Origin of the sequence: Neorhizobium sp. P12A, from assembly GCF_008365395.1 — a bacterium.
In the GTDB taxonomy this organism is placed as follows: Bacteria; Pseudomonadota; Alphaproteobacteria; order Rhizobiales; family Rhizobiaceae; genus Rhizobium.
Window position 1 is genome coordinate 339462 of sequence record NZ_QOVX01000006.1, and the last position, 13872, is coordinate 353333.

General features: G+C 60.0%; 17 protein-coding genes. 10 read left to right on the forward strand and 7 right to left on the reverse strand.

The features are described from left to right. Positions 1-12 precede the first annotated feature (12 nt). Both DTW90_RS19770 and DTW90_RS19775 read left to right on the forward strand, forming a co-directional pair. The gene (locus tag DTW90_RS19770) at positions 13-234 is read left to right on the forward strand and encodes a DUF1289 domain-containing protein (protein ID WP_132524081.1); all 222 of its coding nucleotides are present in this window, start codon (positions 13-15) and stop codon (positions 232-234) included. After that, a complete protein-coding gene (locus tag DTW90_RS19775; RefSeq protein ID WP_132524080.1) occupies positions 231-932 on the forward strand; it encodes a TIGR02281 family clan AA aspartic protease in 702 nt (233 codons plus the stop codon). Before DTW90_RS19770 ends, DTW90_RS19775 begins: the two co-directional genes overlap by 4 nt. Before the next feature lie 37 nt (positions 933-969). On the opposite strand, the gene DTW90_RS19780 is transcribed toward DTW90_RS19775, so the two are convergent. Next, positions 970-1407 carry a VOC family protein gene (locus DTW90_RS19780; RefSeq protein WP_132524079.1) on the reverse strand — a complete coding sequence of 146 codons (438 nt, stop codon included), beginning with the start codon at positions 1405-1407 and terminating at the stop codon, positions 970-972. A gap of 189 nt (positions 1408-1596) precedes the next feature. Here DTW90_RS19780 and DTW90_RS19785 point away from each other — a divergent pair, with 189 nt between their 5' ends. Next, positions 1597-2682, forward strand: coding sequence for a diguanylate cyclase (locus DTW90_RS19785; protein ID WP_149340400.1), 1086 nt, complete (start codon positions 1597-1599; stop codon positions 2680-2682). A gap of 70 nt (positions 2683-2752) precedes the next feature. On the opposite strand, the gene DTW90_RS19790 is transcribed toward DTW90_RS19785, so the two are convergent. The 4 genes from DTW90_RS19790 to DTW90_RS19805 all read right to left on the reverse strand — a co-directional run bounded on the left by DTW90_RS19790 (position 2753) and on the right by DTW90_RS19805 (position 6429). Next, entirely contained in the window at positions 2753-3514 is a 762-nt protein-coding gene (locus DTW90_RS19790) for an ABC transporter permease (protein WP_149340402.1), read from the reverse strand. Continuing rightward, complete coding sequence (locus tag DTW90_RS19795; RefSeq protein WP_132524076.1) at positions 3511-4437, reverse strand: ABC transporter ATP-binding protein; 927 nt, start codon at positions 4435-4437, stop codon at positions 3511-3513. The genes DTW90_RS19790 and DTW90_RS19795 overlap by 4 nt, the downstream gene beginning before the upstream one ends. A 393-nt stretch (positions 4438-4830) precedes the next feature. Further along, positions 4831-5073 (reverse strand): hypothetical protein, encoded by a 243-nt coding sequence (locus tag DTW90_RS19800; protein WP_245512769.1) that lies wholly within the window; start codon positions 5071-5073, stop codon positions 4831-4833. 81 nt (positions 5074-5154) lie between these two features. After that, on the reverse strand, positions 5155-6429 hold the full coding sequence (locus tag DTW90_RS19805; RefSeq protein WP_149340404.1) for an extensin family protein: 1275 nt from the start codon (positions 6427-6429) through the stop codon (positions 5155-5157). Positions 6430-6623: 194 nt separating this feature from the next. Between DTW90_RS19805 and DTW90_RS19810 the strand changes: the two genes are divergently transcribed. The 7 genes from DTW90_RS19810 to DTW90_RS19840 all read left to right on the forward strand — a co-directional run bounded on the left by DTW90_RS19810 (position 6624) and on the right by DTW90_RS19840 (position 11030). Beyond that, entirely contained in the window at positions 6624-7010 is a 387-nt protein-coding gene (locus tag DTW90_RS19810; RefSeq protein ID WP_149340406.1) for an acyl-CoA thioesterase, read from the forward strand. Positions 7011-7016: 6 nt separating this feature from the next. Continuing rightward, positions 7017-7604 carry a hypothetical protein gene (locus tag DTW90_RS19815; protein WP_149340408.1) on the forward strand — a complete coding sequence of 196 codons (588 nt, stop codon included), beginning with the start codon at positions 7017-7019 and terminating at the stop codon, positions 7602-7604. 18 nt (positions 7605-7622) lie between these two features. Next, complete coding sequence (locus DTW90_RS19820; RefSeq protein WP_149340410.1) at positions 7623-8417, forward strand: AraC family transcriptional regulator; 795 nt, start codon at positions 7623-7625, stop codon at positions 8415-8417. Between the two features lie 127 nt (positions 8418-8544). After that, positions 8545-9435 carry an LssY C-terminal domain-containing protein gene (locus DTW90_RS19825; protein WP_149340412.1) on the forward strand — a complete coding sequence of 297 codons (891 nt, stop codon included), beginning with the start codon at positions 8545-8547 and terminating at the stop codon, positions 9433-9435. Between the two features lie 77 nt (positions 9436-9512). After that, positions 9513-10124 (forward strand): LysE family translocator, encoded by a 612-nt coding sequence (locus DTW90_RS19830; RefSeq protein WP_149340414.1) that lies wholly within the window; start codon positions 9513-9515, stop codon positions 10122-10124. Positions 10125-10228: 104 nt separating this feature from the next. Next, on the forward strand, positions 10229-10675 hold the full coding sequence (locus tag DTW90_RS19835) for an SRPBCC family protein (protein WP_149340416.1): 447 nt from the start codon (positions 10229-10231) through the stop codon (positions 10673-10675). 1 nt (position 10676) lies between these two features. Beyond that, entirely contained in the window at positions 10677-11030 is a 354-nt protein-coding gene (locus DTW90_RS19840; RefSeq protein ID WP_149340469.1) for a metalloregulator ArsR/SmtB family transcription factor, read from the forward strand. A 16-nt stretch (positions 11031-11046) separates the two neighbouring features. Here the strand turns inward: DTW90_RS19840 and DTW90_RS19845 are convergent, their stop codons facing one another. Together DTW90_RS19845 and DTW90_RS19850 are read right to left on the reverse strand one after the other, a co-directional pair. Further along, positions 11047-12231 (reverse strand): DUF1501 domain-containing protein, encoded by a 1185-nt coding sequence (locus tag DTW90_RS19845; protein ID WP_149340418.1) that lies wholly within the window; start codon positions 12229-12231, stop codon positions 11047-11049. Between the two features lie 10 nt (positions 12232-12241). After that, complete coding sequence (locus DTW90_RS19850; protein WP_149340420.1) at positions 12242-13774, reverse strand: DUF1800 domain-containing protein; 1533 nt, start codon at positions 13772-13774, stop codon at positions 12242-12244. Between the last annotated feature and the right edge of the window lie 98 nt (positions 13775-13872).

The window sequence follows — 13872 nt, forward strand, 5'->3', positions numbered from 1 at the left end:
ATATATTGCTTCATGCAAACACCCTGCATTCTCGTCTGCTCCATCGACATGAACACCGGCTACTGCTTCGGCTGCGGACGTACGCGCGAAGAGATCGGCGCATGGACGCTCTACAGCGACCAGGAGCGGAGCGACATCATGGCCGGTCTGCCGGAACGGCTTGCAACGGTCGAACGCAAGCCCCGCAGAGAGACGCGCCGTCAGCGGATGTTGCGGGAGCGAAGCGCTCAATGAACCGACTGAATGTCGTTCTCGTCATTTTGGGTATCGGTCTGGCGCTGCTGGTCTTCAATCACGACAGCGGAACGACCTTCGGCATAGACAATGATGATTTCGGTCGCATGGTCTATCTGCTGCCGATCGCCCTTATGATCGGCGCCGGTATCTGGGCAAGCCGCCATACCGTCAGCGAAACCCTGCGCAATCTCCTGATCTGGCTGGTGATTATCCTGGCGCTCGCGACCGCCTATCTCTACCGAGCGGATGCGCTGGCCGTGGGGAACCGCCTTCTCGCCGGCCTCATTCCCGGCCGCGCCTTCGTGGTCACGACCAGCGAAGGCGGCCAGGAAGTCATCCTGCACAAACTCCTGAACGGCCATTTCGAGGCTGACGTTACGATCAACGGGCAGAACGTATCAATGCTTGTCGATACCGGCGCAAGCATGGTCGCCTTGACACGGAGGGACGCAGAGCGCGTCGGGCTCGTTCCCGAAAACCTTGCCTATTCCATGACCGTGATGACCGCAAACGGTCGCGCCCGTGCAGCGCCCGCGAGATTGGGTTCGGTCGCGATCGGCCCCATCATTCGCCACAACGTCGAGGCAATGGTGGCCGAGAACGGAAAGCTCGATCAGAGCCTGCTTGGCATGAGTTTCCTGGAAACGCTGGGATCGATGCAGATGCAAACGGACGAGCTGCGCCTGCGGGATTGAGGCGTTACCCGGCGCCGGTCCAGGTCCAGGCATTTCATCAGCTGAGTTCCTGGGCAAGCCCGATGAGAATTCCTTCAGGCCCTCTGATATAGCAGAGCCGATAGGCGTCCTTATACTGAACGACTTCGCCAACGAGCTGAGCACCGCGGTTGCGGAGCCTTTCGAGCGTGTCGTCGATATCGTCCACTGCGAACATGACGCGGAGGTAGCCGAGAGCATTGACTGGGGCATCCCGGTGATCCGCAACGACATGCGGCGCGAGGAAGCGGGAAAGCTCAAGTCGGCTGTGGCCGTCAGGCGTGCGCATCATGGCGATCTCGACATGCTGGTCGCCCAATCCGGTAACGCGTCCGGCCCATTCTCCTTCGATCGTCGCCCGCCCCTCAAGCTCGAGCCCGAGTTCGCGAAAGAAATCAATCGCCCCTCCGAGGTCCTCGACGACGATTCCGACGTTGTCCATCCGCTTGAGCGCCATGTTTCCGATCCCCCAGTTGTCGTTCCAATCTACAGGCTGTCGCCCTGCCCAACAACGGACGCCTCAAACCGCCGCCATAGCAAGGGTGAAAGACCGGTCGCGTGTTCTTTAGCATCAATTGATACTAAGTCTTAAAGCTTATGAGCGAATGTGCGGATAGCGCATGATGCGAGGCCATAGAACAGCACGATGTTTAACCCGTCCCGTACGCGAAATGCTCTCCGGAAATTTTTAAGGTTCGGGGGCTTCGCGTCCCGGCTCCCATCCCTGGGCAGCCGCGGATATCTGGAAACCATCGACCACCTTGAGCGACAGCTGCAGGAGCGCGATGCGCTTATCAGCAGTCAGGCAGCCGCCCTCGCCCACAGCAGAAAGATATTCGATCGCGCCTCCGTGTCCGCCCAGATCGGCGTCTGGGAATGCAGCCTTCCCGACGAGACGCTCCATTGGACCGACGTCGTCTATGATCTCTTCGACCTGCCGCGCGGCTCGGTGATCGATCGTAGCGAAATCGTCGAATGCTACTCGCCGGAATCGGCAAGGGAACTGAAGCTCCGCCGGGATCGGGCGATCGAGGAGCGTAGCGGTTTCACCATGGACGCGGAAATCATAACGCGGAACGGAAACCGCAAATGGATACGCCTGACGGCGTCCGTCGAATGCGAGGATGACGTGCCCGTTCGCATCTTCGGTATGAAACAGGACATTACCGAAGAAAAGATCATGCTGGATCGGACGCGCTACCTGGCCGAGTTCGATCTGATGACGGGCCTTGCCAATCGCAGCCAGTTCCTGACGAGACTTTCAAGTTTCTGCGATCATCACGGCGAACGGAAATCGCTCGCAGCACTGCTTCTTGTCGACCTCGATGGCTTCAAGGCGGTCAATGACAGCATGGGCCACGCCGCCGGTGATGAATGCCTGAAGGAGGCCGCAAGCCGCCTGAGGAGCGTTTGCGGCGATGGCGGTTTCGTCGCACGCATCGGCGGCGACGAATTTGCAGCCCTGATGGGACCTTGCACCGACCGGGGATCGATTGCGGAAATGGCGCGCGACATCATCGGCAGCCTGTCGCGGCCGGTCGATTACTACGGTAGGACGCTGACACTTGGCGCCTCCGTCGGCATCGCGATCGTAGATGGCTCGGTACCGTCAGAACTTTCCCGCAGGGCCGATATAGCCCTCTACGCGGCAAAGGGTGCCGGACGGGGAACATTTCGCTTTTACAAGCCGGAGCAGGAGCCGGCCATAAGCAATCCCCGCGACGCCGCCTGAGCAGGCTCAGGCACGCCCTTTCGATCACACGCCGGTGATCGGCAATCTCAGGCGCAACGGCCGCCCGCCGTCAGTTCCGGAGCCGGTAGCCGGTCTTGAATATCCATCCCAGCATTGCAAGGCAGATGACCAGGAAGATGGAGATCATCGCCAGGCTCAATATCGGATTGACATCCGCGATCCCGAAGAAGCTCCAGCGGAAGCCGCTGACGAGATAGAGAACCGGGTTGAGGTGGCTGACCGCCTGCCAAAAGGGCGGCAACATGTTGATCGAATAGAAGCTGCCTCCGAGGAAGGTTAGCGGAGGCACGACCAGCATGGGAATGAGATTGAGCTGTTCGAAATTCTTCGCCCAGATGCCGATCATGAAGCCGAACAGGCTGAAGCTGACGGCCGTCAGCACGAAGAACAGCACCATCATGAACGGATGCAGGATAGTAACATGCACGAAGAAATTCGCAGTCAGCAGGATGATGAAACCGATGATCATCCCCTTCGTCGCCGCCGCTCCGACATAACCGATGATGATTTCAGTCATCGCGATCGGTGACGACAGCACCTCATAGATCGTGCCGACGAATTTCGGGAAATAGATGCCGAAGGAGCCGTTGCTGATGCACTGGCCGAGAAGCGTCAGCATGATGAGGCCGGGCGTGATGAAGGCGCCATAGGACACGCCCTCGACCTCCTGGATGCGCGAGCCGACTGCAGCACCGAAGACGATGAAATAAAGTGAGGTCGAGATAACCGGCGAGATGACGCTCTGCAGCAGCGTGCGGCGCGTCCGGGCCATCTCGAACTTGTAGATGGATTTGATCGCCTCGATGTTCATTTGTGGCCTCCGACCAGCGAAACGAAGATATCCTCGAGCGAACTTTGCCGCGTCGAAAGATCCCTGAAATGGATGCCCTCCTCCTCCAGGCGGGAAAGGAGCTTCGCGATGCTGGCGTGCTCGTGCGTGGTGTCGAAATCGTAGATGAGAGTCGTCCCGCCATCCCCGACCGAAAGGCCGTTGCCCTGAAGACAGTCGGGCAGCGCCTCAAGCGGCTCGACAAGGTCGAGAATGAGCTGCTTGCGTCCGAGCTTGGCCATCAGAGCCGCTTTCTGCTCGACAAGCAGGAGCTGGCCGCCATTGATGACACCGACGCGGTCGGCGATCTCTTCCGCCTCTTCGATGTAATGCGTCGTCAGGATGATCGTCACGCCGGATTGGCGCAGTCCCTCGACCACATGCCACATGTCCTTGCGCAGCGTCACATCCACGCCGGCCGTCGGCTCGTCGAGGAACAGGATCTCGGGTTCGTGCGAAAGAGCCTTGGCGATCAGCACCCGTCGCTTCATGCCGCCGGAGAGCTCGCGCAGCGTATTGTCCTTTTTCTCCCAGAGAGAGAGATCGCGCAGCACCTTCTCGATATGGGCGGGATTTGCCTTCTTGCCGTGCAGGCCGCGCGAAAAGCTCACCGTGTTCCAAACCGTTTCAAACTGATCCGTGGTCAGTTCCTGCGGCACCAGCCCGATCATGCTCCGCGTCGCGCGGAAATCCTTGATGACATCGTGGCCGCCAACGGTAACCGTGCCGCCGCTCGGATTGGCAATACCGCAAACGATCGAAATCATCGTCGTCTTGCCGGCGCCGTTCGGCCCCAGCAATGCCAGGATTTCGCCCTTCTCGACATCGAGATCAATGCCCTTCAGCGCCTGGAAACCGTTTGCATAGGTTTTGGTGAGATTACGGATGGAAATGATTGGCGCCATGGCGGGAAACGGTCAGCTCTTCGACTATTTTTGCGGCTTTTGCCCGCTTTATAGCCCCTTCCGGGTCTTTTACCACCCCGCTTGTAGCGAACAGTGTGTTCGTTTCAGAATATTCAACGATCACTCAGTCTTGTCATCAAATCGTGACCTTCCTCCGACATAAAACCGATCAGGTGATCGAAGGTTGCTGCATTTCCGCCCAACGCCTCTTGGCCGCATCTTTGGTACCTGCCCATATTGGACATATACTTGTTGCGTTTATACTGATCGCATCATTTCGATATGAAGTTTGATTACCGGAGCCAGCAAACATCCCCTGTCGTTGCTGGGCACCACTCAAGCCGGCCTTCGTGCCGGCTTTTTTTCGTATTGCCTTAACGTAACCTCAACCGACTACCAGGCGCCGTTCGCCCCGCATCCGGCCGGTGGCAGCGAGCCGTGGCCAAAGCGTTCTTTCAGCTTGGCGCATCCGATCTGCCTGACGGGATCAGGCATCATCATGTTGAGGCCGACGCCGACCTCGTCGAACAGATCGTGGGAATAGGCGATATAAATGTACCAGCGCCCCACGACGACGATGGCAACGGCGATGAAGACCGCAAGGATGGTGGAGGTGAAACTTGCCGCTCTGTTCAATATGCCCTCATTCGACCGGATCCGTGCAGCGGCTAATGTGTCGTCCGCATCGGGTTCCGGCAACCGGACATAGTCCGCAAATTACAGGCTGCAATAGCGCCGGCCACCCTTGCGATCCCTCAGATCGAAATGAAAGTGGTTCCAATGTTCCGGGTTGCTGCCGGGACCAAGCACGGTATCGAAGTATTTGCAGCTGTCGGAGCGCACCGCCTTGAGAAGCCCGCCTTCGCGGAACGAGAACAGACCCTTCTTGCGGACGTCGATTTCGTGGCCGTTCTTCAGGATGAACCTGCCGACGTCGATGGCGTTGCCATGGGCATGTTCGGACATCGGATTATAGCGCTGCGAGCTGTTGTTCATGCGCCGGCACGAATAGCCGCCGAGGGGCACGATCGTTCCGACGCCGGACCAGTAGCGGGTGCGGGCTGCCGGCGCGAGTTCGTTCTTCACCCATTTGGCAAAGGCAAGCGTCGTCTGGCAGTTCAGCGTCACCGCGGGGCTGACATTGATGTCGCCCGACAGTCCGCTCAGCGAAACCGGATAGGGTACCTGGCAGGCCGGACCGTTCGAGATCGGCGGCTTGTCCTGGAAGAGAACACCGAGACGCTTCAGCTCCTGCCGGCATTGCAGCTCGGACGCCGGCATGACACCGGGGGCCTGTGGCGCCATCGGAGCGGCCGGCGGTTCCGGCATCGACATCGGGTTTTGCACGCGGGGGAGCATCGCGACCTGCTGCCCCTGCGGCATCGCAGGTGTCTGCCTGAGCTGCGCCTGTGCGGCCGGGCGCGGCAGACGGGATTGATTGGTCTGCACGGGGTTTTCCGTGCCGATGCCATCGACGATCGGCTCCTCGCTCTCGCCCTCGGCTATGTTCTGCTCTTCCTCCTGCGCAAGTCCGACCACCGGCTGCTGATTGCCCGTGACACCGAGGCCGGCATCCATGTTGATCCCTTCCGAGGGAACTGCCGACATCTGGTTGGAAGCCTGCATGCCGTTGCTCGACACGGGAGCAAGACCAGGCGATGTCTGACGCTGCGGTGTTGCGGCATCGAGGGAACTCGGCATCTGGCTTGCCGCAGCGCGGGGCTGGCCACCGGCTGAATGGCCGAGACCAGCAAGATTGGGCGTGTCGAGATAGTCGACCGACGCTGAACTCACCGGCGCCCGGCTCGTGCTGTAGGCATATTGCGCCTGCTGCTGTGCAATCGGCGCTGCGCGACGCGGCTGGATGGCGCTGACGCGCGTACCACTATCGACGCTGCCAGGAGGCACGAGACTATCGGCCGTGCATGCGACCAATGCGGATGACAGGAAAAGATGAACGACAGACCGCCGCAGGAAGGAAAAATACGCCATACACTCCATCCACTTCTGCTGCCAGCGTGGTCGGCAATTTCCTTCAAATTTTAGATAAGATTGGTGAACGAATGCTTACCTGCCGCAACGGCATAGCAGACTGCGCAACCGCGCATGGGCAAAGCCGTTCCCTACCAATCTGGATTGACGTAGGCTGCGCCTGGAATCGAAGCCATAACGATCGGAGCGACTGGATGAACGACACTTTGAAGCCAAGGGGCGAATTGACGCTGCGAACCCTCGCCATGCCCTCGGACGCAAACCCCGCCGGCGATATTTTCGGTGGCTGGGTCATGGCGCAGATGGACTTGGCAAGCGGCATCCGCGCCGCCGAGCGCGCCCGCGGCCGTGTTGTCACAGCCGCCGTCAAGGAAATGGCTTTCGAACTTCCGGTCAAGATCGGCGACACGCTCTCCGTCTTCACGGACATCGAGCGCGTCGGTCGCACCTCGATCACGCTCATCGTCGAAGCCTGGGCACACCGCTCGCGCTACAACAAGCTGGAAAAGGTCACGGCCGGCACCTTCATCATGGTCTCCCTCGACGAAAACGGCCAGCCAAAACCCGTCGCGCCGGAGTGACAGGCTATGGGAGGAGCCAGCAGCCCGGAGGTCTACGTCTATATCAGGACTGTCATGTCGATCGTCATCAGCCTCAGCCTTGCCCGCCTGCTGACGGGGCTTGCCGGCTTCGTGCAGTCGCCCGGCAAGCACAAGGTCTATTGGGTCCAACTCGGCTGGGTCTTGTCGATGTTCCTGTTCATCATCCATTTCTGGTGGTGGGAATATCGGTTGGGCTCCCTCGCCGTCATAAATTTCGGCGTCTATCTCTTCCTCATCTGCTTCTGCTGCCTGTTTTTCTTCCTCTGCGTCGTGCTCTTTCCGACCTCGGTCGAAGACTATGGCGGCTACGAAGAATATTTCATTTCCCGCCGTCGCTGGTTCTTCGGTCTCCTGGCGGTGACCTATGCCGTCGATCTGATCGACACGATCCTCAAGGGGCAGGCCTATTTCCATTCGCTCGGCTGGGAATATCCTGTTCGCAACGTCGTCTACATCCTTCTCTGCATCGCCGCCGCCATCACGGCGAACCGTCGTTTTCAGGCGGCTTTGGTCATCATCGGCCTCGTCTATCAGATCAGCTGGATCTTCAGGCTCTACGATGTGCTAGGCTAGCGCCCGAGGAGATTGCCGATGGCGGCTGGCGGTTTCAGGATGTTGCGCTGTGAGATTGAGGGCGTCGAAGCTGTCGAGGCCGAAACGCGCCATTCCTTTCCGCGCCACATGCACGAACAGTTCGGCATCGGCCTCATCTATCGCGGCGCGCAAAAATCGCTGAGCGGACGCGGCATCGTCGAGGCCAGCGCCGGCAGCACGATCACGGTCAATCCCGGCGAGGTTCACGACGGCATGCCGATCGGCGATCACGGCCGCGCATGGCGAATGCTCTATTTCGAACCACGCCTGATTGCCGAAGCGATCGAGGACATGAGCGAGAGCAAGACCGATGATTTCGAATTCTCGCAGCCCGTGATCGACAGAGACGATATCGCCCTCCGCTTCGAACGGCTCTACCGGGCACTGACCACGCGAGGCGAAACCATCAGATACGAGGAAGCGCTGCTGACGCTTGTCGCCTCGGTGCAGCCGTATCGCAAGGACAGCCCCTCACCGCCTTCATCCGTTGCCCGGGCGCAAAGCCTGATCGACGACGATCCGGCAAAAGCGCTGACGCTCGCCGATCTTGCCCAGGAAGCCGGCCTCAGCCGCTTCCAGCTATTGCGAAGCTTCTCCCAGGCAAATGGGCTCACACCGCACGCCTACATCCTGCAACGTCGCGTCAACATGGCAAGACGGCTGATCGCCCGCAGGACCCCGCTTGCCGAGGCGGCACTCGAAGCCGGCTTCGCCGACCAGAGCCACATGACCCGCATCTTCCGCCGGACTTTCGGTGTCTCACCCGGCGCGTATGCTGACGCTGTCAGCTAGATCGATATTTTCATCTCGGGAGATTGCCCACGACCAGGAACGACCGCGCCACTATTCTAATATTTTAGTGTAAAATCGCGCTGACGAATGGTGAAGTCGAGTTCATCAGGCACTGGGGGAAAGTGTTGTGAGATTGCTGGCGCGCCTGTTCCAGAGGTTTCTGGTTTTCTGCCTGGGCTTACTTACCGTCTGGCTGATAGTCTTCGTCGTTTTTGATACGGCCGACAACAGGCTTCCATGGATTCTTGCAGCGTGCCTTACCTATGGTGTGGCTGCTTACGTCATTCTGCCGAATGTGGTCCGCTTGGGCCTGAAGATTCTTCATCGCGGGCTTATTCCCAAATATACGATCGCGGTTGATGGTCTGCCCGGAGATCCCATAAATTTCGTCCTCATCGGAACCCTTCAGCAACTCCGCGAGGCCTTTGCAACGGCAGGCTGGTCGACGGCCGACCATTTGGGGATCGCAAGCTCGTTGCGAATGATGCGGGCGTTTCTGATGAACTCCGCTTATCCGACCGCACCCTTCAGCACGTTCTATCTCTTCGGTCGACGGCAGGACATCGGATTCCAGGAGCCCATCGACGACAGCCCCCGCAAGCGCCACCACATCCGGTTCTGGGCGCTTGATCTTACCCATTCCGAGGAAGACATGAGCTCTCCGAGCTTCTGGCTGAATACGGACAAGCCATCGCCCGACGAGCGTGTATTATGGGTTGGTGCGGGCACGAGAGACATCGGGCTTTCGCTGACCTGGCTAACGTTCCAGATCACACATGCCACTGATTCGGATACGAATGCCGAGCGCGACTACATAGTCAGCGAACTCAGGGCAAAATGCGTGGTCGGGGATGTCGTACTGCACCAATCCGGTTCACGTCTGATGACCGGAAAGGTCAACCACTACATTGCCGATGGTGACGTCGCGTTTGCCAGCCTGACTGTTGGCGCCACGGGTGGCGATCACGCGCAGTCGTCGAGCCCTGCGAATCCTGATCCCGCAAGCCCTCATCCATAGTCCTGCAATTTCGTTCAAGATCGATCCCGCCGGACGCGCTTCTGTGTGACCTCCCGTCAACGCCATGGAGCGTCCTCATGTCCCTCGAATATCTGCTGACCTCAATGGTCATCATCCTCCTGCCCGGCACGGGCGTTCTCTACACGCTCGCCTATGGCCTCAGCAAAGGATGGCGCGCCAGCCTGTTGGCCGCCTTTGGCTGCACGCTCGGCATCGTGCCGCACATTGTCGCCAGCGTGGCCGGTCTCGCCGCCTTGCTCTATGCCAGCGCCATGGCATTTCAGGTCATCAAATATCTCGGCGTCGCCTATCTCTTCTACATGGCCTTCAACGTCTTGTGTTCCGGCGGCTCGCTGCAGATCGATGAAAGCAACCGTTCGGTGACGCCGGCAAGGATCGTCATCAACGGCATCCTGCTCAACATCCTCAATCCGAAACTGTCGATCTTCTTCCTCGCCTTCCTGCCGCAGTTCGTCCCGGCAACGTCAGCTGCTCCCACATCGGACATGCTGAAGCTCGGACTGATCTTCATGGCGCTGACCTTCATCACCTTCCTCGGCTACGGCGCCTTCGCCTCGGCCACGCGACACTACGTCATCGCAAGGCCACGCGTGCTTCTATGGTTCCGGCGCGGATTTGCCGGTGCGTTCGGCCTGCTCGGACTGCGCCTTGCGCTCGCCCACCAGTGAACGGCAAACGATGGCGGCTCCTCGCCGCCATAGAAACCGCAACTTTTCGGTTGCGCATTTCCGGATGATGGAGCATCTTAATCGGCAACCAGGAGGTTGCCGATATGACCAATCAAATCGAAAAGACAATCGAGCTGAATGCACCGATCGATCGTGTTTGGCGGGCTTTGACCAATCATGAAGAATTCGGCGAATGGTTCCGCGTGAAGATGAACGGCCCCTTCGTGCCGGGAGAAGAGGCCTCCGGCCAGATCCTGCATCCCGGCTATGAACACCTGACCTGGAGGGCGACGATCAAACAGATGGAGAAGCCACATCTCTTCTCCTTCACCTGGAATCCCTATGGGATCGATCCCGACGTCGATTATTCCAAGGAAACCCTGACGCTGGTCGAATTCCGGTTGCGACCCATTCCGACCGGCATGCATCTGACCATAACGGAATCTGGCTTCGACAAGGTTCCATCAGGCCGCCGGGCGGAAGCGTTCCGCATGAACGACATGGGATGGACGCAGCAGGTGCAGAACATCAAGGCCTATGTCGAACACTGAAATGTCGAACGCCGATATCCCGAAGGCTGCTCCAACGATCATCGATACCGGCCCTGCCTCGATCTTCGCGGCACTCGGAGACCGCACGCGCCTGTCGCTGCTCACCAAGCTCAGCGACGGGCGTCCGCGCTCGATTGCCGATCTCTCGCTCGACGCCGAGATAACGCGTCAGGCGGTGACCAAGCATCTCCACGTACTGGAACAGGCAGGTCTCGTCAGCAGCTCCCGCAGGGGCCGCGAAAGCCATTTCACCTTCCGCGGAGAACCGATTGCAGAGATGCGGAACTATCTGGAGAGCGTTTCCAGGCAATGGGACGATGCCCTGTCACGGCTGAGAGCATTCGTCGAAAAATAGCGTCTGCCGAAGAGGATCACACCTTCAGAAATTGCGACGACTTGTCGAAGCTCACGCCCGGAAAGATCTTCGCCGTCAGATCGTCTGCGCCGACATCGAACTGGCGGTAGAGCATCGCGGCCGCGATCTCGCGCACATCTGATGTCGGCATCAGGTCGCGATCTTCGAACAGCTGCTCGTCCCTGATGCCCGGCCATTTACCGAGCACGCGGCCGCCGTTGATCGCGCCGCCCGCCAGCAGGCAGCAGCCGCCGGTGCCGTGGTCCGTTCCGCCGGAACCGTTCTGCCGGACCGTGCGGCCGAATTCCGTCATGGCGAGCACCACCGTGGTCTTCCAGGCCTCGGGGCCAAGCGTATTCTTCAACGTCACAACAGCCTGGGCGAGATCGCCGGCTGCCTTCTTGAACTGGGCCACCTGCTGGACATGCGTGTCCCAGCCATTGATGGAGAAGCTTGCGATACGGTATTCGCGGAGCAGCATTTTGCCCGCAAGTGCTGCAATATCGGTGATCTGCTCGCCACGCTTGGCACCGGGATCATCGCCCATCTTGGCCGATTGATCGGCGCGGCTTGCCTCTTCCATCGCCTTGGCGAAGGCCGGATCGTGGGCATAGAGCCGCGTCAGGAACTGCATCTCGTCGGCACCCATGCCGAAATTGGAATCGGATGCCCAGACATCGACGATGTTCGGGCCGGAGAGGATCAGCTCGGTCGACGTATTGATGTCGATCGCCTTGCGCGCCGTCGAGCGCGGGATGGTGGCGAGCGCCCGGTTGAGCCATCCCGTCTTCTCCTCGGCGACATGGCCACCGCCCGATTCCAGCATGTCCTGGCCGTCGAAATGGCTGCGCTGGTCGCGGTAGGGCGTCGAAGCCGCGTGAACGAAGGCGAGCTCCTTGGCCTTCCACAGAGGCAAAAGATCGGCCGCGGCCGGATGCAGCCCGAAGAAGCCGTCGAGATCGAGCAGGCCCTTGTCGGGCGCAATGGCGATATCCGGCCTCAGGCCTGCAAAAGATGCTTCGCCATATGGCTGCACCAGATCGAGCCCATCCATAGCGCCACGCAGCACGATGGTGACGAAACGGTTATCACCCGGCATCGCGGCAAAGGTGACAGGCGTAAAGATCGGCGCTGCCGCCAGGCAGCAGGCGGAAGCGAGGAAGCCGCGGCGGGAAAGCGAGAAAGCATTGTCGTTTGCCATCCGGGAACTCCTAGCGACGGTTGAATTCGGGAGAAGCAAGCACGAGCGTCAGCCCCATCATCTTGTTCGGCGCCTGCGAGACGACGCGGATCGTGTCTTCGCGGGCCGCATCCGCCAGCGTATCCTTCAGAAACTGCCGCGGATCCTCCTGCTTGCCGTAGCGGCCGATTGCGCGCCGTGCCCAGGAAATCCGCTCCGAGAGCTCGCTGGCATTGATCCAGGCATCGAAGCCTTCGGGAAAGCCGGCAGGGCTCGGCGGCTGCCAGATCGGCTGGCCCATGCGGCGCAGGGCGTAGAGCCCGAGACCGCGCGGCACATAGAAAGTCGCATCGATCGCCGCCTGCCGGCGCTGCTGCTCCTTGGGATCAGGCGGCGCATTGCTATTGCCAGGGACGACAGCGGAACCATTGCCCGTGCCCTTGGGGACGCCGTCAGCCATCGCCTGTCCCGCCGCTTCATCATCCGACAGCGGATCGCCGACATTGCCGGCGGCCGGGTTCTTGGCGAGATTAAACGCCCGCAATCCCGCCACCACGAAATCGAAGGGCTGCCGTGCCTTGGCCCCTTCGTTCGTCCAGGCAGCTGGATGGTCGAGCATGGCACTGTAAACCGCCATCAGATCGCCGTCAGTCTTCCGCCAGCTCTCCACCATCGCGTCTATCATCTCCTGCGGCGGCGTGTCGGAGATGAAATGGACGGCAAGCTTGCGGCTAATGTGCTGCGCGGTCTTGGGGTTCAGCGCCAGATCATCGAGCATCTGCAGATAGTCGCGCTCCTTGCGCGGCGAACCGCCGTAGCTGACGCCCAGAACCTGATGGCTGCCCGGCTCCGCGACGGCTCGCCGGAAGGCGGTCTCGACACCCTGTCGGTCGACCGTGATGCCGGTCAGCACCATGGCCGCGGATCGCACGTCGTCCTGCGTATAGCCGCTGCCGGCACCGAGCGTGTGCAGCTCCATCAACTCGCGGGCCAGGTTTTCGTTGAGCCCCTTGTTGCGCCTGATGCCGATGGGAGAATCCGGCCCCAGCGACTGGGCCTGGTCGAGATAGATCAGCATCGCCGGATGCTGCGTGGCGCTGCGCAGCAAGGTCGGAAAGGTCGCGCCAATATTCGGCCGGATCGCCTCCGCTTCGAACAGAGGCACGATCAGCTTCATCGGTTGGTTCTTGATGGCACTGACCGAAAAATGGTCGGTCCAGAAGGTCGCGAGCCGTTCATAGAAACCGTTGGGCGAGAACACGGCCTGGGCAATGCGCGCATCCGCATCCCTTTGGTAACTCTGCTGCAGCTCCGTGAAGACTGCCCTCCGCTCCTCACGCTGAGCATTGTCGTCGATATCACTTGTATTGATATCGCGCAGCCGGCCGAGAACACTGCTGATCGCCTGCCGCCGCGCCTCGATTCCACCGACCGGAAACAGGCAGGTACCGTCGGCAACGCGGATAGGATCGAGCAGCTCGCTCTTCGTTGCCGGATGCGCCTCACCAGGACGGAATCCATAGCCAAAACGCAACGCCGCCATGGTCGGGAAGGAAAGGCTCATCGCTTGCCACCGGAAATCGTGATTACCAATCCGCAACACGCTCGCAGCCAATTGTGTCGGGAACGTTCAGAAATTGTGGCTTTTTTCGGACATGGACA

Excerpts from the sequence above, each read along its gene's own strand:
- DTW90_RS19780 (WP_132524079.1), bottom strand. The coding sequence starts at position 1,407 with ATGGCGCTCAAGCGGATGGACAACGTCGGAATCGTCGTCGAGGACCTC.
- DTW90_RS19820 (WP_149340410.1), top strand. The coding sequence starts at position 7,623 with ATGGCGGCTGGCGGTTTCAGGATGTTGCGCTGTGAGATTGAGGGCGTC.
- DTW90_RS19810 (WP_149340406.1), top strand. The coding sequence starts at position 6,624 with ATGAACGACACTTTGAAGCCAAGGGGCGAATTGACGCTGCGAACCCTC.
- DTW90_RS19795 (WP_132524076.1), bottom strand. The coding sequence starts at position 4,437 with ATGGCGCCAATCATTTCCATCCGTAATCTCACCAAAACCTATGCAAAC.
- DTW90_RS19790 (WP_149340402.1), bottom strand. The coding sequence starts at position 3,514 with ATGAACATCGAGGCGATCAAATCCATCTACAAGTTCGAGATGGCCCGG.
- DTW90_RS19840 (WP_149340469.1), top strand. The coding sequence starts at position 10,677 with ATGTCGAACGCCGATATCCCGAAGGCTGCTCCAACGATCATCGATACC.
- DTW90_RS19785 (WP_149340400.1), top strand. The coding sequence starts at position 1,597 with ATGTTTAACCCGTCCCGTACGCGAAATGCTCTCCGGAAATTTTTAAGG.
- DTW90_RS19775 (WP_132524080.1), top strand. The coding sequence starts at position 231 with ATGAACCGACTGAATGTCGTTCTCGTCATTTTGGGTATCGGTCTGGCG.
- DTW90_RS19770 (WP_132524081.1), top strand. The coding sequence starts at position 13 with ATGCAAACACCCTGCATTCTCGTCTGCTCCATCGACATGAACACCGGC.
- DTW90_RS19830 (WP_149340414.1), top strand. The coding sequence starts at position 9,513 with ATGTCCCTCGAATATCTGCTGACCTCAATGGTCATCATCCTCCTGCCC.
- DTW90_RS19835 (WP_149340416.1), top strand. The coding sequence starts at position 10,229 with ATGACCAATCAAATCGAAAAGACAATCGAGCTGAATGCACCGATCGAT.
- DTW90_RS19850 (WP_149340420.1), bottom strand. The coding sequence starts at position 13,774 with ATGAGCCTTTCCTTCCCGACCATGGCGGCGTTGCGTTTTGGCTATGGA.
- DTW90_RS19815 (WP_149340408.1), top strand. The coding sequence starts at position 7,017 with ATGGGAGGAGCCAGCAGCCCGGAGGTCTACGTCTATATCAGGACTGTC.
- DTW90_RS19805 (WP_149340404.1), bottom strand. The coding sequence starts at position 6,429 with ATGGCGTATTTTTCCTTCCTGCGGCGGTCTGTCGTTCATCTTTTCCTG.
- DTW90_RS19845 (WP_149340418.1), bottom strand. The coding sequence starts at position 12,231 with ATGGCAAACGACAATGCTTTCTCGCTTTCCCGCCGCGGCTTCCTCGCT.